The organism is Micromonospora lupini, assembly GCF_026342015.1.
Classification (GTDB): Bacteria; Actinomycetota; Actinomycetes; order Mycobacteriales; family Micromonosporaceae; genus Micromonospora; species Micromonospora lupini_B.
On the sequence record NZ_JAPENL010000002.1, the window covers coordinates 503,101 to 524,354 of the forward strand.

Below are 21,254 nucleotides of genomic sequence, written 5' to 3' on the forward strand. Positions count from 1 at the left end.
CGCGCCAGGGTCCTCGGCGCGACCGAGGACCCTGGCCCGGATTCCTAGAGCTTCTTGGGCTGGGCGGGCTTCTTGGTGCCGTTGAGCCACGCGTCGAAGAGAGCGTCGAGCTGCTTACCGGAGATCCGCTCGGCGAGGGCCACGAACTCGGCGGTGGTGGCGGTCCCGTTGCGCTTCTCCGCCGCCCAGGTCTTGACGATCTGGAAGAACGGCTTGTCGCCCACGGCCACCCGCAGCGCGTGCAGGGTCATCCCGCCGCGCTGGTAGACCGACTCGCTGAACAGGTCCTTCACCCCAGGCTTGCCCGGCGGGGTCTTCCACACCGAGGCCGGCACCCGCTGGTAGCGGATGTCGAACGCCTGCTTGGCGGTGTACTTCTTGGTGTGCTCGGCCCACAGCCACTCCGCGTACGTCGCGAAGCCCTCGTTGAGCCAGATGTCCTCCCACTTGGCCAGCGCCACGCTGTCGCCGAACCACTGGTGGGCCAGCTCGTGGGCGACCACCTCGGTGTTCTCACCACGACGGAAGAAGCCTGCGGAGTAGACCGGGCGGCTCTGCGTCTCCAGCGCGTACGCGATCCGGCTGTCCGAGACGACCACACCGCCGTACGCGTCGAACGGGTAGGGCCCGAAGACGCTCTCCAGGTAGTCGGTCACCTTGACGGTCTGCGCGATCGACGCGTCGGAGGCGCCCTTGGCCACCTTTGTGGTGACCGCGCTGTAGACCGGCTTCCCCTTGTGCTGGCCTGTGGTGATCCGGAACTTGCCGATCACCACGGTGCTCAGGTAGCTGGCCATGGGCGACTTCTCCGACCACTTCCAGGTGGTCCAGCCGTCAGTGGTGGTGTTGCCGCCCGGCACGCCGTTGCTGACGGCGGTCAGGCCCTGCGGGACGGTGATCTCGAAGTCGTACGCGGCCTTGTCGGACGGGTGGTCGTTGACCGGGAACCAGGTGCTCGCCGACTCCGGCTGGCCGAGCGCGATCGCGCCGTCGGCGGTGTGCAGGAACCCGCCCTCGCCGAGCACCTCGTTCTTCAGCGGCTTCGGCACCCCCTCGTACACGATCTCCGCGACGAACCCGTTGCCCGTGATCAGACCGGCCGCCGGCTTGATCACCAGCTCGTTCTTGTCCCGGCTGTGGGTGGCCGGCGTGCCGTCCACGGTGACCGTCTTGACTGTGAGACCGGCCAGGTCGAGGTTGAACGTCGACAGGTCCGCCGTCGCCGTGGCCTGCACGGTGGCCGTACCGGTGAGGGTGTCGTTCGCCGGGTCGTAGCGCACCTTGACTGTGTACTTGCCGACGTCGTACCCGCCGTTGCCGTACGTCGGGAAGTACGCGTCGCCTACCCCGGCGGCCCCGGCGGTGAAGGTCCGCGACGGCGTCGGGGACGCGCTCGGCGACGGCGCCGCAGCCTCCGGTGTGGACGAGTCGCATCCGGACAGCACGAGCGCCCCGGTCACCAGCAGACCGGCAGCCATCCGCAGCCTGTGCCGCGTTTCCCGCATCACGAACCCTCCCCGTACGCCCGGTGCGGGTGGCCTCGCCGCCCCGCGCGACAGGCGCTCCTGCCCGATCGCAGGCGGCAGCCTATCGACAGATGATCACGAGGTCGTCACGGCGGGGTGGGCGCCGCGCCGCCCACCAGCCAGGCGTCGAAGAGCGGCCGCAACGCTCGATTCGCCACCCGCTCGGCAAGCGCCACGAAGTCCGAGGTGGTGGCCGTGCCGGCAGCCCGCTCGGTGGTCCAGGTGCGCAGGATCCGGAAGAAGGTGTCGTCACCGACCGCCCGGCGCAGCGCGTGCACGGCGAGCGCGCCGCGCTTGTAGACGGCGGTGCCGAACATCCGCTCCCGTCCCGGCTCGACCGACGGCTGCGACCAGTCGGTCGACGCGTACTGCAGCTCGAAGTTGCGCTGCGCGGTCCGGCCGCCGTCGTGCTCCTCCCACAGCCACTCGGCGTAGCTGGCGAAGCCCTCGTTGAGCCAGATGTCGCTCCACCGGTGCAGGGACACGCTGTCGCCGAACCACTGGTGGGCCAACTCGTGTGCCACCACGCCGGGGTTGGGACGGTCGTCGGTGAAGAAGGCGGGCCCGTAGACCGGCCGGGACTGGGTCTCCAACGCGTACCCGATCCGGTCGTCGGCGACCACGATCCCGCCGTACGAGTCGAACGGGTACGGGCCGAAGCGGCTGGCCAGGAAGTCGACGATCTCGCCGGTGCGGGCCACCGAGCTGGCGGCCCCACCGCTCGCCGGCAGGCTCGCCGCGACCGCTGTGACAAGCGGTCGTCCGGCGTGCTCGCCGGTGACCACCCGATAGTTTCCGATCACGAGGGTGCTCAGGTAGCTGGCCATCGGGGCGTGCTCGGACCAGCGCCAGGTGGTCCACCCGTCGGCGCTGCTCCTCGGGCCGGGCACCCCGTTGCTCAGCGCGGACAGTCCGTCCGGGACGGTCACCGCGATGTCGTAGCTGGCCTTGTCCGACGGGTGGTCGTTGACCGGGAACCAGGTGGCCGCGGAGTCGGGTTGACCGAGAGCGATCGCACCGTCGTCGGTGTGCAGGAAGCCGCCACTGCCCAGTTCACCGTCGGCGACGGCGGTGGGCACCCCCGCGTAGTCGACGGCCACGGTGAAGGAACCGCCGCGCGGAAGCCTGTCGGGCGGGGTCACCACCAGCTCGCCGTCGTCGCGGCGGTGCTCGGCGCGCTTGTCGGCGACGGTGACCGCGCCGACGTCCAGGCCCACCAGGTCCAGGTTGAACCGGGACAGATCCTGGGTGGCCGTCGCCGTGATTGTCGCCCGACCGGTGAGCCGGTCGGTCGTCGGGTCGTAGCGGACATCCAGCCCGTAGTGCGTGACGTCGTAGCCGCCGTTGCCACGGCCCGGCACGTACGGGTCGCCGACGTCCGCCGCGCCGGGTCGGGCGCCGTTGTCGTCGCCCGTGCAGCCGGCGACTGCCGGCGTGACGGCGCAGCTCAGCACCGCGAGGGCGGCGGCCAGCCGGCGGCGGGACGGTGCGCGTCCGCTCAGGACCATGCACGACTCCTTCTCCGCCATCCCCGGGTCAGGACGAGCGTAGCCAGCGAGACGCCCTCGGATGCCCGTATCGGGGGCGAGCCCCCTCGCGGCAGGTGACGGAAAGGCCGGCCCCGCAGGATCGCGGGGCCGGCCTTCCAGCGTCACCGGAAGGTGATCAGCGGTCGAGGACCAGACCGACCTTCTGGAACTCCTTGAGGTCGCGGTAACCGCACTTGGCCATCGCCCGACGCAGCCCGCCGAACAGATTGAGCTGACCGTCGGCCTCGTCCGCCGGGCCGAAGAGCAGTTGCTCCATCGACCCGAGCGGCTCACCGGCGACCTCGAACGCGCCCCGCGGCAGGGACGGGTGACTGGCAGCGGAGTGCCACCAGGCGCCACCTGCGGGCGCCTCGTCGCAGAGCGACAACGGCTCGCCGAGCATCACCGCGTCCGCGCCACAGCCGAGGGCCTTGGCGATGTCGCCGGAGGTCTGGATGTCGCCGTCGGCGATCAGGTGCACGTACCGGCCGCCGGTCTCGTCGAGGTAGTCCCGACGGGCCGCCGCGGCGTCGGCGATCGCGGTGGCCATCGGCACCCGGATGCCCAGCACCGACTCGGTCGTCGACCACTCGTCGCCGCCGATGCCGACGATCACACCGGCCGCGCCGGTACGCATCAGGTGCAGCGCAGTCTTGTAGTCGGTGCAACCGCCGACGATGACCGGCAGGTCGAGGTCGGCGATGAACTCCTTGAGGTTAAGCGGCTCGTCGGTCGTCGACACGTGCTCGGCCGACACGATCGTGCCCTGGATGACCAGGATGTCCACGCCGGCGTCCAGGATGACCGGGGCCAGCGCCAGGGTGTGCTGCGGGGAGACCCGCACCGCCACCGTGCCGCCACCGGCGCGCAGCTCACGGACCCGCTCGGCGATCAGGTCCGGCCGGATCGGCTCCGCGTACACCTCCTGGAGCCGCTTGGTGGCGCGGGCCTCCTCGTCGAGGCCGGCCAACTCCTCCAGCACCTTCGTCGGGTTCTCGTAGCGGGTCCACAGCCCCTCGACGTTGAGCACGCCGAGACCGCCGAGCTGACCGAGCCGGACCGCCGAGGACGGGCTCATCGTGGCGTCCGAGGGGTGCCCGACACAGGGGATGCCGAACGGGTACGCGTCGAGCTGCCACGCGGTCGAGACGTCGTCGACGTCCCGGGTCCGGCGGCTCGGCACGATGGCGATGTCGTCCAGGTGGTAACCGCGCTGCGCGGTCTTACCCAGCCCGATCTCGACCACGTCACGCATGGGGGACTCCAGGTTGTTGGGGGATGGTCAGCGGGAGTGGTAGTTGGGCGCCTCGACAGTCATCTGGATGTCGTGCGGGTGGCTCTCCTTGAGCCCCGCCGCCGTGATCCGGATCAGTTGGCCACGCCGGTGCAGCTCGGGGATGCTCTCCGCGCCGACGTACCCCATCGCGGCCCGCAGCCCACCGATGAGCTGGTGGGCGACCGCGGACAGCGGGCCCCGGTAGGGCACCTGCCCCTCGACACCCTCGGGGACCAGCTTGTCCTCGGCGAGCACGTCCTGCTGGAAGTACCTGTCCTTCGAGTACGACTTGGCCTGCCCCCGGGACTGCATCGCGCCGAGCGAGCCCATCCCGCGGTACGCCTTGTACTGCTTGCCGTTGATGAAGATCAGCTCGCCGGGGCTCTCCTCGCAGCCGGCCAGCAGGCTGCCGAGCATCACCGTGTCGGCGCCGGCGACCAGAGCCTTGGCGATGTCGCCAGAGTATTGAATGCCGCCGTCGCCGATCACCGGGACGCCGGCCGGGCGGGCGGCACGGGCCGCCTCCATGATCGCGGTGATCTGCGGGACGCCGACTCCGGCGACGATCCGGGTCGTGCAGATCGCGCCCGGACCGACACCCACCTTGATCCCGTCGGCGCCGGCCTCGACAAGCGCGCGCGCACCGGCGTACGTGGCCACGTTGCCGCCCACGATGTCGATCGTCACGTCCTTCTTGAGCTGGCGGACCATGTCCAGCACGGCCCGCTGGTGCCCGTGCGCCGTGTCCACGATCAGCACGTCGACGCCGGCGTCGACGAGCGTGCGGGCCCGCTTGTACGAGTCCTCGCCCACACCGACGGCGGCGGCGACCCGCAGCCGACCCGCGTCGTCCTTGGTGGCGTTCGGGTACTGCTCGCTCTTCGTGAAGTCCTTCACGGTGATCAACCCACGCAGCCGACCCGAGTCGTCCACGATCGGCAGCTTCTCGACCTTGTGGCGGCGCAGCAGCGCCAGCGCGTCGTCCTTGCTCACCCCGACCGTGGCGGTGACCAGCGGAGTCCGGGTCATGATCTCGTGGACCGGGGTGTCCGGTTCGGAGACGAAACGCATGTCACGGTTGGTGACGATGCCGACGAGCTGACCGTTGCCGTCCACCACCGGGACGCCCGAGATGCGGTACCGCCCGCACAGCTCGTCGACCTCGCGCAGGGTGTCGTCCGGGCTGGCGGTCACCGGGTTGGTGATCATGCCGGACTCGGAGCGCTTGACCAGGTCGACCTGGAGGGCCTGGTCCTCCAGGGAGAGGTTGCGGTGCAGGACGCCGATGCCACCCTGGCGGGCCATGGCGATCGCCATCCGCGCCTCGGTGACCGTGTCCATGGCGCTGGAGAGCAGCGGAACTGTCAGTTCGATGCCGCGGGTGAGCTTCGTCCGGGTGTTGACCCGGCTGGGGACGACGTCCGACTCGCCCGGCTGGAGCAGCACGTCGTCGAAGGTGAGCCCGAGCGGAACGACCCGGGCCGAGCCGGCGGGCAGCTCGGGCAGGTGGCCGCCCAGCTCGGCGTGCTCGTCGCCGGCCGGAAGATCGGTGCTGGGCGAATTTTCCACGATTGCTCTCCTGAGCTGCTCGGATGGGCTTCAGCGAGGTGGCGCGGGCGGGCACCGGAACACGCCACGGTGCCGGCACGTCATCTCATCGTACCCAGTGACCTGGGCGACCTCCGTCGGCGGCGGCCGCCTCGGCGCGGTGCCGGGGGGCGGACGTTCGCGCCGCGTTGGGTCTACGGTGAGGGGGTGCACGACGAGCCCATCGACCCGTTCAACGGCGACCCGGCCGACCCGACCGCGGGCCTGGACGACCCGGGCGACGACGCGACGCCGGATCCGCTCACCGACGTCGAGCGGCAGGATGTGCTGGAGGACCTCGCCGACCTGGAGATCTACCAGGCCCTGCTGGCGCCCATCGGGGTGCGCGGGCTGGTCATCGAATGCGAGGACTGCCGGGAACCGCACTACTTCGACTGGGACCTGCTGCGGGGCAACCTGCGGCACCTGCTCAACTCGGGGCGACCCCGGGTGCACGAGCCGGCGTACGACCCGGATCCGGACCACTACGTGACCTGGGACTACGCCCGCGGTTACGCCGACGGGGTGCACGACACCCTGACCGAGGGCACCGAGGACGACCCGGGCACCGCCACCAGCGCCGACTGACCGCTGTGTGACGACGCCCGGGCCTGGGCCGCGGGTGTCAGGAGACCAGGCCGGCGCGGAAGCCGGCGGCGACCGCGTGGGCGCGGTCCCGGGCGCCGAGCTTGCGGAACAGCCGGCGCGCATGGGTCTTGACGGTGTCCTCGGACACGAACAGTTCCCGGCCGATCTCCGCGTTGCTCTTGCCCTCGGCCATGCCCAGCAGCACCTGGAGTTCCCGTTCGGTGAGCCCGACCGACGCCCGGTTGGGGCGGGCGTTCGGTGCGGGCCGGGTCGGATCGGTCTGGCCGGCCGTCGACCCGTCGGTCGCCGACTCGACCTCGTCGTCACCGCGCTGCACGGGCACCGACGGCACGCCCGACGACCCGTCGCCGTTCGTGGCCGTCCAGCCGGGTTCGGCCGCGCCGCGTACCGATGGCGCGGAGCGACCCGCCCCACCTACCGACGCCGTGTCCCGGGCCGGGTCGGTGACCCGCTGCCGGGAGGCCCGGCCGGGCGCGGTGAGCAGCAGCAGGGCCTTGGCCACCGCGCTCGTCAGGTCGTGGTCGGCATTCTGGATGAGACCCCGGGCGCCGGCGCTGATGGTGGCGGCGGCGGCCTCGGACTCCTCCGCGCCGAGCAGCAGGACCGCGGCCTGCGGCGCACGGGCCAGCACCCGGCGGACGAAACCCGCGCTGTCCGGCCTGGTGAGAGCCGTGTCGGCCAGGATCACGTCGGCCGGCCGCTCGGCGAGTCGCAGCATCACCTCGGGATCGGAGACGGCGGTACGGACGATCGCGGACAACCCCAGCCGGGCGGCAGCAGAAGTGAGGTGCTGAGCCGCGAGCGGTGTCCGAACGCACACAAGAACGGTACGCACTGTGGTGGTCTCCTCTCCGCACACGAGCAGACCATGACGACGTCGGCTGGGGAGGGGGTTCCCGGCAATCATCTGAACTTTTCCGACAGATGGGGCAAAAGCCGCAAGTTGCCAGACGTTTTGGATCACACACGTGTGAGCCGTCGGCGGCCCGGGTACCGGGAGGGCCAGGCCGGGAACGGTGCGCCTGCGCGGCCCGCCGCCCGGAAGCCGGCCACAAGCATTCTCGCGGTGCCGCGCGGGAGGAGGGGTGCTGATGTCGAACGTACGTAGACTGCCCGGACCCATCGTCGATCTCTGGGACTGGCAGCGGCTCGGTGCCTGTCGGGGCCGCGACAGCGCCCAGTTCTTCCACCCGGACGGGGAGCGGGGCTCCTCGCGGCTGCGGCGGGAGTCCGCCGCCAAGTCGGTCTGCCGCGCCTGCCCGGTCCGCGCCGAGTGCGCCGCGCACGCCCTGGCGGTCCGCGAGCCGTACGGCGTGTGGGGTGGCTTCAGCGAGTCCGAGCGGCTGCGCCTGCTCGCCGTCGGCTGGGAGGACCTGGCCGACCGCCGGCAGATCCGGGTCGACGTCGCCCGCCTGGAGGCGCGACTGGGCCGCCCGCACAAGTCGACAGTCCCGGCCCAGCGCAACGTCGCCTGACCCGACACACCCACCCCGGACGAACCGCGCCCCCTCCTGCGGGGGCGCGGTTTGCGCAGATCGTGGACAGCTGTCCACGATCTCCAGCCAGCGTCCGAGGGGTAGGGGTCAGGAGCGGACGTTTACCGGGACCGTGTGCCAGCCGGTGGCGCCGTCCGGAGCGACGCTCTGCGTGCGTTCGGTCTGGGTCTCGCCTGTCGCGTCGGTCGCCCGGACCTGGAGCTGGTGCTCACCCGGCGTGGCGTCCCAGCGCCAGGACCACTGCACCCAGGTGTCCACCGACACCGTCGGGGCCAGCTCCGCCTCCTGCCAGGGGCCGCCGTCGACGCGTACCTCGACCCGGCTGATGCCCCGGTGCTGCGCCCAGGCCACACCTGCCACCGTCACCGGACCGGCGGTCAACCGGTTGCGCCGCCGCGGCGCGTCGATGCGCGACTGGGTCTTGATCGGGCCCTGGGCGGACCAGCCGCGCGGCACCCAGTACGCGTCGAAGTCGGCGAACCGGGTCAGCTCCAGCTCGGTCACCCACTTGCAGGCCGACACGTAGCCGTAGAGGCCGGGCACCACCATCCGGACCGGAAACCCGTGCTCGACAGGCAGCGGCTCGCCGTTCATGCCGATCGCCAGCAGCGCGTCCCGTCCGTCGCGCAGCGCGGCGGTGGGGGTGCCACAGGTCCACCCGTCGGCCGACCGGCCGACCACCTGGTCGGCGTCCTCCTCGGGCTGGACCTCGTCCAGCAGCTCCCGCAGGGGTACGCCCAGCCAGCGGGCGTTTCCGATCAGGTCCCCACCGACCTCGTTCGAGACGCAGGCAAGCGTGACGTACCGCTCGACCAACGGCCGGGCCAGCAGATCGGCGTAGCTGTAGGTGCGCTCGGTGCCCACCCGGCCGTGGATGCGCAGCCGCCAGGTGTCCGGGTCCACCTGCGGCACCACCAGGGCGGTGTCGATCCGGTAGAACCCGGAATTCGGGCTGACGTACGGCGCGAGCTGGGCCAGCGACAGGTCCGCGCCCGCCGGCACGGCAGGTGCGGGGGCGACCGGCGCGGGCAGCCGGATCGCGTCCCGGGCGGCCGACACACCGCGCCTACCGGCCAGCCAGCGCCCGCCGAGACCGGCCACGACGGCCGTGCCGAGCAGCACGCCGGTGCCGGTCAGGAACCTCCGGCGCGACTCCGGATCGACAGTCGCGACAGGCGCGGCAGGGGTCACCGGCACCGGCCGCCCGGCGGGTGACACCGGCCGGTCAACAGGCCCGGCAGGCGAGACCGGCCGCCCGGCCGGTCCGGCGGGTGGTGCCGGCGGGGTGCTTGCCGAGCCCGGCGCGGCGGGTGGGGTCCAGGGCCAGGGGTCCAGCTCGAACGGGCCGGCGATGAACAGCCAGAGCACCAGGGCGCCGAGCCCGCCGCCGACAAGTGACGGCAGCGCGTCGAAGACGTCCGCGCCCGAGCGGGTCAGCGCGGCGGCCACACCGACGGCGCCGAGCGCCGCGATGCCGGCCAGGCCCAGGGCCAGCCGGCGGATCGCCAGCATTCCGAGCAGCGCGGCGAACCCACCCAGCAGCAGGGCCGTTCCGGTCAGCAGGGCGATCTTGTCGGCGGTGCCGAAGACGTCGATGGCGAACTGCTTGAGCGGTTCGGGGACGGCGTCGACGACCACCCCACCGACCGCGACCAGCGGCGCCGACCGGGGACCGGTCAGCACCGCCACCGGCTCCGCGATCCCGATGGCGACGGCGGCGGCGGTGATTCCGGCCAGCGCGGCGTACCGCCGCGACGTGGTGCTCATCGGCCCAGTGTGCGCGATCGTCGCGCCGGGTCGCCAACCATGTCAGCGCTTGGTAATGATCGCGGAGACGAACCGGGGCACACCGCCGTACGACGGTGTGCCCCGCAACAGGTGTCGCTACCGGGTCAGAAGCCCGGGCCGTGCTGGTGGCCGTGGCCGTGGCCACCGGCGGCGGCCGGCTCGGCCTGCTCCGGCTTCTCGACCACGAGGCTCTCCGTGGTGAGCAGCAGACCGGCGATCGAGGCGGCGTTGGTGACCGCGTTGCGGGTCACCTTCACCGGGTCGATGATGCCGGCCTTGACCAGGTCGACGTACTCGCCCTTGGCGGCGTCGAGGCCGTTGCCCCACTTCAGGTCGGCGACCTTCTGCGTCACGACGTAGCCGTCGTGACCGGCGTTCTGCGCGATCCAGCGCAGCGGCTCGACGAGCGACTTGCGCACGATCGAGACGCCGACCTTCTCGTCACCGGTGAAGCCCAGGTCGTCGTCGAGCACGGGGAGGATCTGCACCAGGGCGGCGCCGCCGCCGGGCACGGTGCCCTCCTCGACCGCGGCCTTGGTCGCCGCGATGGCGTCCTCGATGCGGTGCTTGCGCTCCTTCATCTCGACCTCGGTCGCCGCGCCCACCTTGATCACGGCGATGCCGCCGGAGAGCTTCGCCAGCCGCTCGGCCAGCTTCTCCCGGTCCCAGTCGGAGTCGGAGGCCTCGATCTCCTTGCGGATCTGGGAGACCCGGTCGTCGACATCGGCCTTCTGGCCGCCGCCGTCGACGATCGTGGTGTTCTCCTTGTCGACCACGACCCGCCGGGCGGTGCCGAGCACCTCCAGGCCGACCTGGTCGAGCTTGTAGCCCAGCTCCGGGGCGACCAGCTCGGCGCCTGTGGAGATCGCGATGTCCTGGAGCATGGCCTTGCGCCGGTCGCCGAAGCCCGGGGCCTTGACCGCGCAGACCTTGAGGGTCTTGCGCAGCGAGTTGACCACCAGGGTGGAGAGCGCCTGACCGTCCACGTCCTCGGCGATGATCAGCAGGGGCTTGCTGTTCTGCAGGACCTTCTCCAGCAGCGGCAGCAGCTCCTCGATCGCCGAGATCTTCTGGGTGGTGACCAGGATGTACGCGTCCTCCAGGACGGACTCCTGACCCTCCAGGTCGGTGACGAAGTTCGGCGAGATGAAGCCCTTGTCGAACTGGAGACCCTCGGTCACGTCCAGCTCGGTGGTGAGCATCGAGCCCTCCTCGACGGTGATGACACCGTCGCGGCCGACCCGCTCCATCGCCTCGGCGATCAGCTCGCCGATGGTGGCGTCCTGCGCGGAGATCGTCGCCACGTTCGCGATCGACTCCTTGCCGGCGACCTCGACGGCCCGGCCGAGCAGCGCCTCGGAGACCTTGGCGGCCGCCGCGTCGATGCCCCGCTTGAGGCCGGCCGGGTTGGTCCCGGCGGTCACGTTGCGCAGGCCCTCACGGACCATCGCCTGTGCCAGCACGGTCGCGGTGGTGGTCCCGTCGCCGGCGACGTCGTTGGTCTTGGTCGCCACCTCCTTGACCAGCTGCGCGCCGAGGTTCTCGTAGGGGTTGGTGAGCTCGATCTCCTTGGCGATGGTCACACCATCGTTGGTGATCGTCGGCGCACCGAATTTCTTGTCCAGGACGACGTTGCGCCCGCGCGGGCCGAGGGTGACCTTGACCGCGTCTGCGAGGGCGTTGACACCGTGCTCCAGCAGGTGCCGGGCGTCGTCCGAGAAGCTCAGGATCTTCGCCATGAATGTCCCTTCGAAGCGCCGCTGCCCCGGCCCGGCGAGCCGGACCGGGGCAGCGACACTGATCGGTTGCTTACTTCTCGATGACCGCGAGGACGTCGCGGGCGGAGAGCACCAGGTACTCCTCGCCGGCGTACTTGACCTCGGTGCCGCCGTACTTCGAGTAGAGGACGGTGTCGCCGACCTGCACGTCAACCGGAACCCGGTTGCCGTTGTCGTCGACGCGCCCCGGGCCCACAGCGAGGACAGTGCCCTCCTGCGGCTTCTCCTTGGCGGTGTCGGGGATCACGATGCCCGACGCCGTGGTGGTCTCAGCCTCATTCGCCTGGACCACGATGCGGTCCTCGAGCGGCTTGATCGCAACCTTGGTCGCGGTAGTCACGGGCATACCCTCCTGGGGTACTGGTTTCGTTGCCGGCCAGCGGGGCTGACCAGCGTCAATCTGCCTCATGCCACCGGGCGGTGCCGTCGTCGCGGGTGCCGGTCCGCCTGGCGTGCGCACCCGGGTCGCGAGACCCGGAAGCTGGCACCCTCAGGGTGAGAGTGCTAATCGCAGGTTATTCCGTGGCTAGCACTCCGTCAAGGAGAGTGCCAACGCGCCGCTGTCCGTGTCGCCACAGTTCCGCCAGTCGTTACCGCAACACGCCGGGAGCGCATCGCCCCGCCGTGGCCAGCTCCCTACCGTCGGTTGCCATCACCGACGGCCGCGGAAAGAGGGATCGAATGGCCCGGATACCGACCCTGACGTTCCTGCTCGAACAGCTACGCCGCGCACGCCAGGCGCGCGGGCTCAGCCAGGAGGAGCTGGGCAAGATGATCAACTACTCACCGTCGTACGTGAGTGCTGTCGAGACCGGGCAGAGCCCGGTCAGACCGGATTACGTCGCCCGCATCGACTCGACCCTGGACACCGGCGGTCTCTTCGTCGGCATGCTGGAGCTGATCCGCTTCCACGCCGCGCCCGACTGGTTCCGCCCCTGGGAGGACAACGAGCGGGAGGCGGCGGCGCTGCGCTGGTACGACCCGACGGTGATCCCCGGCCTGCTGCAAACCGAGGGGTATGCGCGGGCGATGCTCGGCACGCTCGGCGAGCTGACCGCCGAGCAGGTCGAGACGCGTGTGGTGACCCGGCTCGCCCGGCAGACCGTGCTGACCGCCGACCGGCGTCCGCGCCTCGTCGCGGTGCTGGAGGAGCACACGCTGCGCCGGCAGCTCGGCGACCACAAGATCATGCGCGAACAGCTACAGCACCTGCTGGCCATGAGCACCGAGCCGAACGTGCAGGTCCGGGTCGTGCCGGCCGACACTCCCTGGCACATCGGGCTCCACGGCCCGTTCATCCTGGCCCGGCTCGACACCGGGGTCGAGCTGGCCCACCTGGACAACCAGCTCCGGGGGCAGACCGTGGACGGCCCGAACGACGTTGCCGCCCTGGAGCGCCGCTGGGAGACTGTGACCGGCGAAGCACTGCCGTGCCGGCAGTCCGCCCGGCTGATCGAGGAAGTGGTGCAGACATGGACCTGACCCACGCCACCTGGCGCAAGTCCTCCCGCAGCAATGCCAACGGCGGCGCCTGCGTCGAAGTCGCCGACAACCTGCCCGGCCTGGTCGCCGTGCGCGACAGCAAGGACCCGACCGGGCCGGCCCTCACCTTCACCCCGACGAGCTGGCGGGCCTTCGTCACCGCCACCCCCACCGACTGACCCCACGCCCACCAAGCCCGCAGGGCGGGCCCGCCGCCCAACACCCCGCCCACCAAGCGCGCCGGCCGAGCGCGCCGGCCAAGCCCCGACACCGGCTGGTTGACACCACCGTCCGGGCGACCAGGTTGGGCCGGGAGAATGGGCGGGTGGATCTCGATCAGCTGGCGGCGCTGCGTACCCCCGAGGGGTCGGCCGCGCTCTCGGCGGCGGCCGCGCTGGCCGGCGGTGATCCGCTGGCCGCGGCGTCGGCGCTGCGCGCGGCCGGGGTGCCGCCGACGCTGGCCGCGTCGGCGCTCACCCAGGCCGAGCTGCGCCACCGGGCGGTCGGCAAGTTCGGCCCGGCCGCCGCCGGGATGTTCCTCACCCGCGCAGGACTGGAGCAGGCCACCCGCCGGGTCGTCGCCGAGCGCCGCGCCGAGCGCCTGCGCGCGGCAGGCGTACGCACCCTGGCCGACCTCGGTTGCGGCCTCGGCGCCGACGCGCTCGCCGCCGCCCGTGCCGGCATCCGGGTGTACGGGGTGGAGGCCGACCCGGTGACCGCCGCGATGGCTGCCGCCAACGCCGAGGCGGCCGGGTTGGCCGAGCTGTTCACCGTCGAGTGCGGCGACGCCACCGCGTTCGACGTCTCCCGGGTCGACGGGGTCTTCTGCGACCCCGCCCGCCGCGCGAGCGGCACCGGCCGGCGCATCTTCGACCCGCGTGCCTACTCGCCGCCGTGGGACTTCGTGACCGGGCTGGCGGAACGGGTGCCACGCACGGTGGTGAAGGTGGCGCCCGGTCTGGACCACGCGCTCATCCCGGACGGCGCGGAGGCCGAGTGGGTAGGTGTGGACGGCGACCTGGTCGAGGCCGCGCTCTGGTGCGGTGACCTGGCCCAGGTGCCCCGCCGCGCCACCCTCTACCGGCAGGTGGGCGCCGAGACGCGCCGTTCCCAGCTCACCGGCTCGGGCGCCGTGGAGGCGTCGGTCGGACCGCCGCGCCGCTACCTGTACGACCCGGACCCGGCGGTGGTGCGCGCGCACCTCGTGGCCGAACTGGCCGACCAACTGGACGCCACGCTTGGCGACCCGAGCATCGCCTACCTCTACGCCGACCTGCCGACCCGCACCCCGTACGCCAGGTGCCTGGAGATCACCGACGTGCTGCCGTTCTCGCTGAAGCGCCTGCGGGCGCTGCTGCGCGAGCGTCGGGTGGGCCGGGTGGAGATCCTCAAGCGGGGTTCCGCGCTCACCCCTGAGCAGTTGCGGCGTGACCTGCGGCTGGGCGGCGACCAGGCGGCGAGCCTGGTGCTCACCCGGATCGCCGGGGCACCGACCGTGTTGGTCGGCCGAGGAGTCGACTAGCGTCGTCGGCGTGGCGGGACATGGCACTCCGGCGACGGCACTGCTGGTCAAGCGTCGGATCGCGCATCGCACCCATCCGTACCAGGTGTCCCCGGACGCGCCGAACTACGGCGCGCTGGTCGCCGAGGCGCTCGGCGTGGCACCCGAGCGGGTGTTCAAGTCGCTGGTGACCGAGGTCGACGGCGTCCTCACCGTGGCGGTCGTCCCGGTCACCGGCGAGCTGGACCTCAAGGCGCTCGCGGCGGCGGTCGGTGGCAAGCGGGCGACGATGGCCGACCGGGCGGTCGCCGAGCGGGCCACCGGCTACGTGCGCGGCGGCATCAGCCCGCTCGGGCAGCGCCGACGCCTGCCCACAGTGCTTGACGAGTCCGCGCTGGACCTGCCGACGATCTATGTCTCGGCTGGTCGGCGTGGTCTGCAACTGGAGCTGGCGGCGGCGGATCTGGTGGCGCTCACCGAGGCCCGTACGGCGGCGTTGCAGGCCCGCTGACGGCAGCCGTGACGTCGACTCCCCCGTGGGATACCCGGGGAGTAACAGTCGCGTTGCTGAATTGTTATCGCTTCCAACAAACTTGGCACCTGCGTGGTCTTGTGGGACCAGTGTGACGCGAAATACGTTGCCGGACACAACAAAACAACACCTCCCCCACCTCCGAAAGGACCCTGCACATGCGTAAGGGGATCCTCACCATCGCCGCCGTGGGCCTGCTCGCGACCGGCGGCTTGACCGCCTGCGGCGACGACTCCGGCTCCGACTCGTCCAGCTCCGCCAAGACCCCCAAGATCGGCGTCATCCTCCCGGACAGCAAGTCCTCCGCCCGGTGGGAGACCGCGGACCGCAGGTTCCTGGAAGAGGCGTTCAAGGCCGCCGGCGTCAAGTACGACATCCAGAACGCCCAGAACGACAAGACCGCCTTCCAGACCATCGCCGACCAGATGATCACCGGCGGCGTCACCGCCCTGATGATCGTCAACCTGGACTCCGGCACCGGTAAGGCCGTGCTCGACAAGGCCAAGTCGCAGGGCGTCGCCACCATCGACTACGACCGGCTCACCCTGGGCGGCTCGGCCCAGTACTACGTCAGCTTCGACAACGAGACCGTCGGCAAGCTCCAGGGCGAGGGCCTGTCGAAGTGCCTGACTGAGAAGAACGCCAAGAGCCCCGTCGTGGCGTACCTGAACGGCTCCCCCACCGACAACAACGCCACCCTGTTCAAGGCCGGCTACGACTCGGTGCTCAAGCCGAAGTTCGACTCGAAGGAGTACGTCAAGGGCCCCGAGGACGCCGTGCCGGCCTGGGACAACGCGCAGGCCGCGACGATCTTCGAGCAGCAGCTCACCAAGGCCAGCGGCAAGATCGACGGCGTGCTGGCCGCCAACGACGGCCTCGGCAACGCGGCCATCTCGATCCTGAAGAAGAACAAGCTCAACGGCAAGGTGCCGGTGACCGGGCAGGACGCCAGCACCGAGGGTCTGCAGAACATCCTCGCCGGTGACCAGTGCATGACCGTCTACAAGGCCGTCCGCGAAGAGGCGAAGGCCGCTTCCGACCTGGCCGTCGCGCTCGCCAAGGGCGAGAAGAAGGACACCGGCCAGACGGTGAAGGACCCGGAGGGTGGCCGCGACGTCCCCTCGGTGCTGCTCACCCCGAAGGCCATCTACAAGGACAACATCAAGGACGTCATCGCCGACGGCTACGTGACCAAGGAAGAGGTCTGCACGGCGGCGTACGCCAAGGCCTGCACCGACGCCGGCATCAGCTGACCGACGCCGCAGTACCCGCCGGGACGACCACCGCCGCCCGGCACGGGAGCACCCCTCCCGTGCCGGGCGGCGCCCGCCGGACGGGCCCAGACCCTCCCTTAAGAAGGAGACCCCGTGTCCGCGACCCCCCTGCTGGAACTCCGCGGGATCGACAAGAGCTTCGGTCCCGTCCAGGTGCTCCGCGACGTCGCCCTGACCGTCCACCCGGGCGAAGTGACAGCGCTGGTCGGCGACAACGGCGCCGGCAAGTCGACCCTGGTGAAGTGCATCAGCGGCATCTACCCCACCGACGCCGGCGAGGTCCTGTTCAACGGCGAACAGGTGCACATCGGCAGTCCCCGCGACGCCGCCGCGCTCGGCATCGAGGTCGTCTACCAGGATCTCGCGCTCTGCGACAACCTGGACATCGTGCAGAACATGTTCCTCGGCCGGGAGAAGCACAGCGGCATCGTCCTGGACGAGCCGACAATGGAACAGCTCGCGGCCGAGACCCTGGCAGGGCTCTCCATTCGCACCGTCACCTCGCTGCGCCAGCACGTGGCCAGCCTCTCCGGCGGCCAGCGCCAGACCGTGGCCATCGCCAAGGCGGTGCTGTGGAACAGCAAGCTCGTCATCCTGGACGAGCCGACCGCGGCGCTCGGCGTGGCACAGACCGCCCAGGTCCTCGAACTGGTCCGCCGCCTCGCCGACAACGGCCTGGCCGTGGTGCTCATCTCGCACAACATGAACGACGTCTTCGCCGTCTCCGACCGGATCGCCGCGCTGTACCTCGGCCAGATGGTCGCCCAGGTGAAGACCACCGACATCACTCACGCCCAGGTGGTAGAGCTGATCACCGCCGGGCGCTCGGGCGGGCTCGGCCTCGCCACCGACCCGGGCGGCAACGGCGACGGCCCGCAGCCGGCCGACTCGATCTCAGGAGGCGTCCGATGACCACCACCGCCGTGCGCAAGGACGGCCCGGCGGCCGTCACACCGCCCCCGACAGTCGGGAGGCACGCCCGCAACTACCTGAGCCGGGTACGCGGTGGCGACGTCGGCGCGTTGCCTGCCGTGCTCGGCCTGATCGTGCTCTGCACGGTGTTCGCGGTCATGCGGCCGTCGTCGTTCCTGTCGGCCGGCAACTTCGCCAACCTCTTCACCCAGGGCGCGGCGGTCACGCTCATCGCGATGGGTCTGGTCTTCGTGCTGCTGCTCGGCGAGATCGACCTCTCCGCAGGCTTCGCCAGCGGCGTCTGCGCGGCGGTGCTGGCCAATGTGGTCACCGTGCTCGGCTACCCCTGGTGGGTCGCCGTGCTCGCCGCGATCGCCACCGGCCTGGTCATCGGCACCAGCCTCGGCATGCTCGTCGCGAAGGTCGGTATCCCGTCCTTCGTGGTCACCCTCGCCGGCTTCCTCGCCTTCCAGGGCATCGTGCTGCTGCTGGTGAAGGAGGGCACCAACATCTCCGTACGCGACAACGTGCTTGTCGCCATCGCCAACCGCAACCTCACCCCCACCCTGGGGTGGGCGTTCGCCATCCTCGCGGTCGTCGGCTACGCGGCTGTGCAACTGCTGCGTCACCGCAACCGGGTGGCCCGCGGCCTGATCACCGACCCGATCGCCGTGGTGGCGCTCCGGATCGCCGGGCTCGCCATCATCCTCGGCACGGCCGTGTACGTCCTCAACCTGGAGCGCAGCCGCAACGTCCTGATCAGCTCGCTCAAGGGCGTGCCGATCGTGGTGCCGGTCATCGCCGTGCTGCTTGTGGTCTGGACCTTCGTACTCCAACGCACAAGCTACGGCCGGCACATCTACGCCGTGGGCGGCAACCGGGAAGCGGCCCGCCGGGCCGGCATCGGCGTCGACCGAATCCGGATCTCGGTCTTCATGATCTGCTCGTCGATGGCAGCCGTCGGAGGCATCGTGGCCGCCAGCCGGGCCAACTCGGTCGACCCCAACACGGGGGGCAGTAACGTACTGCTCTACGCCGTCGGGGCGGCGGTGATCGGCGGCACCAGCCTCTTCGGCGGCAAGGGTCGCGTCCTCGACGCGGTGCTGGGAGGCGCGGTGGTCGCGGTCATCGAAAACGGAATGGGCCTGATGGGGTACAGCGCGGGAGTCAAGTACGTGGTCACCGGTGTCGTGCTGCTGCTCGCCGCCAGCGTCGACGCGCTCTCCCGCCGTCGCGCGGCAGCCACCGGCACCCGCTGACCGCGCGGGAGGTAGCACCAGCATGCGCCCGGCACCCAGCCAGGAGGAGGTCCGGAGGCAGAACCTCGGGGCCCTGCTGCGGCACGTGCACGTCCACGGGGCGACCACCCGCGCCGAACTCACCACCACCCTGGGACTGAACCGGAGCACAATCGGCGCGCTCACCGCCGACCTGGCCGGCGTCGGACTGGTGAGCGAGGGAACACCGAAGGAGACCGGCCGGGCCGGACGGCCGTCACTTGTCGTCCGGCCCGAGTCGACCCGGGTGTACGCGTACGCGTACTCCGTCGAGGTGGACCGGCTGCGCGCCGCCCGGGTCGGCCTGGGCGGCGCGGTGCTGGACCGCCGGGATCTGGACCGACCGCGCGGGCTGCTGGCCGCCGAGGCCGCGCCGCTGCTCGCCGGCGCGGTGAAGGAGATGCAGCAGGCGGTGCCCGCCGACGCGATCTGCGTCGGCACCGGCGTCTCGGTCTGCGGGATGGTCCGCCGCGAGGACGGCCTGGTCCGGCTCGGCCCCACAACTGGTTGGGTGGACGAGCCGATCGGCGCGGCGCTCGGCGCCGAGCTGGGCCTCGACGTGCCGGTCACCGTCGGCAACGTGGCCGACGTGGCGGCGTTCGCCGAGCACGCCCGGGGCGTCGCGGCAGGCTGCGACAACGTCATCTACCTGTACGGCGACGTCGGCGTCGGTGCCGGCATCATCGCCGGCGGGCGTCGACTCACCGGACACGGCGGGTACGGCGGCGAGGTCGGCCACATGAAGGTGGTCCGCGACGGGATGCCCTGCGAGTGCGGCGCCCGGGGTTGCTGGGAGACCGAGATCGGCGAGCACGGCCTGCTCCGCGCGGCCGGACGATCCGACGCCCGGGGCCGCGACGCGCTGCTCGCCGTCTTCGACGCCGCCGACCGGGGGGACGCCCGCGCCCAGACGGCGGTACGCCAGGCCGGTGACTGGCTGGGCTTCGGGGTTGCCAACCTGGTGAACGTCTTCAACCCCGAGATGGTCATCTTCGGCGGCACCATGCGGGACCTCTACCTCGCGGCGGCGGCCCAGATCCGCAGCCGGCTCAACTCCAACGCCCTCGGCGCCTGCCTGGAACACGTGCGGTTGCGCACCCCCAAACTGGGCGAGGACGCACCCCTGATCGGCGCCGCCGAACTGGCCTTCGAACGGCTCCTCGCCGACCCCCTCGACGTGGGTTGATCCGCGTACCCTGTCCGGCGTGGATGTCGAGCTGCGCGCCTCCGACGACGACCGCCACCGGGTGGTCGCCGAGCTGCACCGGCACACCACCGCGGGCCGGCTCACGCTTGACGAGTTCTCCGAGCGGGCCGGCGCGGTCTGGGCCGCGCGTACCCTCGGTGACCTGGCCGCGCTGACCCGGGACCTGCCCGCCCTGCCCGATCCCGTCGCCGCGACAGCCGGCGGCGACGACCCGATCGGGCACGGCCGCCGGGAGCTGCTGGTGCTCTTCGCCGTCGCCGCGCTCACCCTGCTGCTGCTCGGCGGATTCCTCGCCGTCAGCCGCTGATCCGCCTCCACTTCGCACAGCGCCCATTTCCACCACGTGCCTGGGTGAACTGATCGGGCGATCAGTCCGTACCAGTGGGCGGACGGGCGGTCGGCAGGGTGCGGCTGCCCGGTCCAGACGCGTTTCGGTCCGGACCGAGGAGGCACCACAGACATGGCACCGCTCAGATCCGCCCGTCGTCGGCCAGGCAACCGGATGCACCGCGCGGCGATGCTGGTCATCGCGATCATCGCGGGGGTCGTTGTCCTGCCCGGAGTGGCAATCGCCGCCCCCGCTGGCGGGCAGCAGCTCAACGCCGCCGACATGACACTGCTCAACGGTGTGCGGCTGGCCGGGCTGTGGGAGATGCCGGCCGGCCAGATGGCCGCCGAGAAGGGGCAGTCGGCGAAGGTCCGGGAGATCGGTGCGAACATCGCCGGCGAGCACCAGAAGCTCGACCAGCTCGTCGTGGACGCCGCCAACAAGCTCGGCGCGTCCATCCCCACCGAGCCGACCGCCGAGCAGAAGGGCTGGCTGGCCGAGATGCAGAAGGCCTCCGGCGCCCGCTTCGACCAGATCTTCGTCACCCGGCTCCGGGTGGCCCACGGCAAGATCTTCCCGGTGATCGGCGCGGTGCGGGCCAGCACCCGCGACGCCACAGTCCGCAAGCTCTGCGAAGAGGCAAACGCCTTCGTGCAGCACCACATGCAGATGCTGGAGAGCACCGGGCTGGTCCGCTGGCCGGAGCTGCCGCCGGCCGCCCTGCCCGCACCCGGCCAGGACGGGCTGCTTGCCGCCGCCTCGGCGAACACCGGCCCGCAGGTCGGGGTCAGCAGCACCGTCGTCTGGCTGGTCTTCCTCGCCGCGCTCGGCACCGGTGGGATCGCTACCTACCGGATGCTGCGCCGCAGCTGACCACCCCGTTCGGTGGCCCCCGTCAGCGGTCCACCTGGGTGAAGTCCCAGGAGTGCGGGGCGCGGGCCACCAGCAGGGCGGGCGGGTCGGGCAGCGGACGCGGGCTGCTGCGCCACTTGGAGATGACCACGACCCGGTGGTCGGTGGAGGAGAAGACCTCACTGGAGACGTGCAGAGGGTCGTGCTCCAGCTCGGGCAGGGCGGTGTCGCACACCCAGGTGATCAGGTCGGCCACGCCGTACGCCTCGGCGCGCGCCTCCCACATCCGCACGATCATCT

At 71.4% G+C, this 21,254-nt stretch carries 21 protein-coding genes; 12 read left to right on the forward strand and 9 right to left on the reverse strand.

Features of this window, described 5'->3' with window-relative positions:
* Positions 1-44: 44 nt before the first annotated feature.
* From OOJ91_RS17135 to guaB, 4 genes are all read right to left on the reverse strand, one after another.
* Complete coding sequence (locus tag OOJ91_RS17135; RefSeq protein WP_266249743.1) at positions 45-1,505, reverse strand: M1 family metallopeptidase; 1,461 nt, start codon at positions 1,503-1,505, stop codon at positions 45-47.
* 107 nt (positions 1,506-1,612) lie between these two features.
* The gene (locus OOJ91_RS17140) at positions 1,613-3,034 is read right to left on the reverse strand and encodes a M1 family metallopeptidase (RefSeq protein ID WP_266246140.1); all 1,422 of its coding nucleotides are present in this window, start codon (positions 3,032-3,034) and stop codon (positions 1,613-1,615) included.
* A 157-nt stretch (positions 3,035-3,191) separates the two neighbouring features.
* Complete coding sequence (locus tag OOJ91_RS17145; protein ID WP_007465086.1) at positions 3,192-4,310, reverse strand: GuaB3 family IMP dehydrogenase-related protein; 1,119 nt, start codon at positions 4,308-4,310, stop codon at positions 3,192-3,194.
* A gap of 27 nt (positions 4,311-4,337) precedes the next feature.
* A complete protein-coding gene (gene guaB / locus OOJ91_RS17150) occupies positions 4,338-5,900 on the reverse strand; it encodes an IMP dehydrogenase (RefSeq protein ID WP_266246143.1) in 1,563 nt (520 codons plus the stop codon).
* A gap of 186 nt (positions 5,901-6,086) precedes the next feature.
* Between guaB and OOJ91_RS17155 the strand changes: the two genes are divergently transcribed.
* The gene (locus OOJ91_RS17155) at positions 6,087-6,506 is read left to right on the forward strand and encodes a DUF5319 domain-containing protein (RefSeq protein WP_007465090.1); all 420 of its coding nucleotides are present in this window, start codon (positions 6,087-6,089) and stop codon (positions 6,504-6,506) included.
* A gap of 37 nt (positions 6,507-6,543) precedes the next feature.
* Here OOJ91_RS17155 and OOJ91_RS17160 read toward each other — a convergent pair whose 3' ends face one another.
* Positions 6,544-7,362, reverse strand: coding sequence for a helix-turn-helix transcriptional regulator (locus tag OOJ91_RS17160; protein WP_266246146.1), 819 nt, complete (start codon positions 7,360-7,362; stop codon positions 6,544-6,546).
* A gap of 256 nt (positions 7,363-7,618) precedes the next feature.
* Here OOJ91_RS17160 and OOJ91_RS17165 point away from each other — a divergent pair, with 256 nt between their 5' ends.
* Entirely contained in the window at positions 7,619-8,002 is a 384-nt protein-coding gene (locus tag OOJ91_RS17165; protein ID WP_266246147.1) for a WhiB family transcriptional regulator, read from the forward strand.
* A gap of 108 nt (positions 8,003-8,110) precedes the next feature.
* On the opposite strand, the gene OOJ91_RS17170 is transcribed toward OOJ91_RS17165, so the two are convergent.
* The 3 genes from OOJ91_RS17170 to groES all read right to left on the reverse strand — a co-directional run bounded on the left by OOJ91_RS17170 (position 8,111) and on the right by groES (position 11,935).
* Positions 8,111-9,790 (reverse strand): molybdopterin-dependent oxidoreductase, encoded by a 1,680-nt coding sequence (locus OOJ91_RS17170; protein ID WP_266246148.1) that lies wholly within the window; start codon positions 9,788-9,790, stop codon positions 8,111-8,113.
* A gap of 125 nt (positions 9,791-9,915) precedes the next feature.
* Entirely contained in the window at positions 9,916-11,550 is a 1,635-nt protein-coding gene (groL, locus tag OOJ91_RS17175) for a chaperonin GroEL (protein WP_266246149.1), read from the reverse strand.
* A gap of 70 nt (positions 11,551-11,620) precedes the next feature.
* Positions 11,621-11,935: a co-chaperone GroES gene (gene groES, locus OOJ91_RS17180; RefSeq protein ID WP_030330046.1), complete on the reverse strand. Its 315-nt coding sequence runs from the start codon at positions 11,933-11,935 to the stop codon at positions 11,621-11,623.
* A gap of 335 nt (positions 11,936-12,270) precedes the next feature.
* Here groES and OOJ91_RS17185 point away from each other — a divergent pair, with 335 nt between their 5' ends.
* The 10 genes from OOJ91_RS17185 to OOJ91_RS17230 all read left to right on the forward strand — a co-directional run bounded on the left by OOJ91_RS17185 (position 12,271) and on the right by OOJ91_RS17230 (position 20,975).
* Complete coding sequence (locus OOJ91_RS17185) at positions 12,271-13,071, forward strand: helix-turn-helix domain-containing protein (RefSeq protein ID WP_266246153.1); 801 nt, start codon at positions 12,271-12,273, stop codon at positions 13,069-13,071.
* A complete protein-coding gene (locus OOJ91_RS17190) occupies positions 13,062-13,250 on the forward strand; it encodes a DUF397 domain-containing protein (RefSeq protein WP_266246154.1) in 189 nt (62 codons plus the stop codon). The genes OOJ91_RS17185 and OOJ91_RS17190 overlap by 10 nt, the downstream gene beginning before the upstream one ends.
* Positions 13,251-13,396: 146 nt before the next feature.
* On the forward strand, positions 13,397-14,593 hold the full coding sequence (locus tag OOJ91_RS17195) for a THUMP-like domain-containing protein (RefSeq protein WP_266246155.1): 1,197 nt from the start codon (positions 13,397-13,399) through the stop codon (positions 14,591-14,593).
* A gap of 10 nt (positions 14,594-14,603) precedes the next feature.
* Positions 14,604-15,083: a Cys-tRNA(Pro) deacylase gene (gene ybaK, locus OOJ91_RS17200; RefSeq protein WP_266246157.1), complete on the forward strand. Its 480-nt coding sequence runs from the start codon at positions 14,604-14,606 to the stop codon at positions 15,081-15,083.
* A gap of 179 nt (positions 15,084-15,262) precedes the next feature.
* Positions 15,263-16,357 (forward strand): sugar ABC transporter substrate-binding protein, encoded by a 1,095-nt coding sequence (locus OOJ91_RS17205; RefSeq protein ID WP_266246159.1) that lies wholly within the window; start codon positions 15,263-15,265, stop codon positions 16,355-16,357.
* Positions 16,358-16,471: 114 nt separating this feature from the next.
* Positions 16,472-17,290 carry an ATP-binding cassette domain-containing protein gene (locus OOJ91_RS17210; RefSeq protein ID WP_266246160.1) on the forward strand — a complete coding sequence of 273 codons (819 nt, stop codon included), beginning with the start codon at positions 16,472-16,474 and terminating at the stop codon, positions 17,288-17,290.
* Positions 17,287-18,549, forward strand: a complete 1,263-nt coding sequence (locus OOJ91_RS17215) for a sugar ABC transporter permease (protein ID WP_266246161.1) — start codon at positions 17,287-17,289, stop codon at positions 18,547-18,549. Before OOJ91_RS17210 ends, OOJ91_RS17215 begins: the two co-directional genes overlap by 4 nt.
* 22 nt (positions 18,550-18,571) lie before the next feature.
* Positions 18,572-19,753, forward strand: a complete 1,182-nt coding sequence (locus OOJ91_RS17220; RefSeq protein ID WP_266246162.1) for an ROK family protein — start codon at positions 18,572-18,574, stop codon at positions 19,751-19,753.
* 19 nt (positions 19,754-19,772) lie between these two features.
* Positions 19,773-20,081 carry a DUF1707 SHOCT-like domain-containing protein gene (locus OOJ91_RS17225; protein WP_266246163.1) on the forward strand — a complete coding sequence of 103 codons (309 nt, stop codon included), beginning with the start codon at positions 19,773-19,775 and terminating at the stop codon, positions 20,079-20,081.
* A gap of 153 nt (positions 20,082-20,234) precedes the next feature.
* Positions 20,235-20,975, forward strand: a complete 741-nt coding sequence (locus OOJ91_RS17230; protein ID WP_266246165.1) for a DUF4142 domain-containing protein — start codon at positions 20,235-20,237, stop codon at positions 20,973-20,975.
* A gap of 22 nt (positions 20,976-20,997) precedes the next feature.
* Here the strand turns inward: OOJ91_RS17230 and OOJ91_RS17235 are convergent, their stop codons facing one another.
* A complete protein-coding gene (locus OOJ91_RS17235; RefSeq protein ID WP_039906914.1) occupies positions 20,998-21,252 on the reverse strand; it encodes a hypothetical protein in 255 nt (84 codons plus the stop codon).
* Positions 21,253-21,254: the final 2 nt, after the last annotated feature.

Coding starts and splice junctions, on each gene's coding strand:
- OOJ91_RS17135 (WP_266249743.1), bottom strand. CDS start 1,505: ATGCGGGAAACGCGGCACAGGCTGCGGATGGCTGCCGGTCTGCTGGTG.
- OOJ91_RS17140 (WP_266246140.1), bottom strand. CDS start 3,034: ATGGTCCTGAGCGGACGCGCACCGTCCCGCCGCCGGCTGGCCGCCGCC.
- OOJ91_RS17145 (WP_007465086.1), bottom strand. CDS start 4,310: ATGCGTGACGTGGTCGAGATCGGGCTGGGTAAGACCGCGCAGCGCGGT.
- OOJ91_RS17165 (WP_266246147.1), top strand. CDS start 7,619: ATGTCGAACGTACGTAGACTGCCCGGACCCATCGTCGATCTCTGGGAC.
- OOJ91_RS17170 (WP_266246148.1), bottom strand. CDS start 9,790: ATGAGCACCACGTCGCGGCGGTACGCCGCGCTGGCCGGAATCACCGCC.
- groL (WP_266246149.1), bottom strand. CDS start 11,550: ATGGCGAAGATCCTGAGCTTCTCGGACGACGCCCGGCACCTGCTGGAG.
- groES (WP_030330046.1), bottom strand. CDS start 11,935: ATGCCCGTGACTACCGCGACCAAGGTTGCGATCAAGCCGCTCGAGGAC.
- OOJ91_RS17185 (WP_266246153.1), top strand. CDS start 12,271: ATGGCCCGGATACCGACCCTGACGTTCCTGCTCGAACAGCTACGCCGC.
- OOJ91_RS17190 (WP_266246154.1), top strand. CDS start 13,062: ATGGACCTGACCCACGCCACCTGGCGCAAGTCCTCCCGCAGCAATGCC.
- OOJ91_RS17205 (WP_266246159.1), top strand. CDS start 15,263: ATGCGTAAGGGGATCCTCACCATCGCCGCCGTGGGCCTGCTCGCGACC.
- OOJ91_RS17215 (WP_266246161.1), top strand. CDS start 17,287: ATGACCACCACCGCCGTGCGCAAGGACGGCCCGGCGGCCGTCACACCG.
- OOJ91_RS17220 (WP_266246162.1), top strand. CDS start 18,572: ATGCGCCCGGCACCCAGCCAGGAGGAGGTCCGGAGGCAGAACCTCGGG.
- OOJ91_RS17230 (WP_266246165.1), top strand. CDS start 20,235: ATGGCACCGCTCAGATCCGCCCGTCGTCGGCCAGGCAACCGGATGCAC.
- OOJ91_RS17235 (WP_039906914.1), bottom strand. CDS start 21,252: ATGATCGTGCGGATGTGGGAGGCGCGCGCCGAGGCGTACGGCGTGGCC.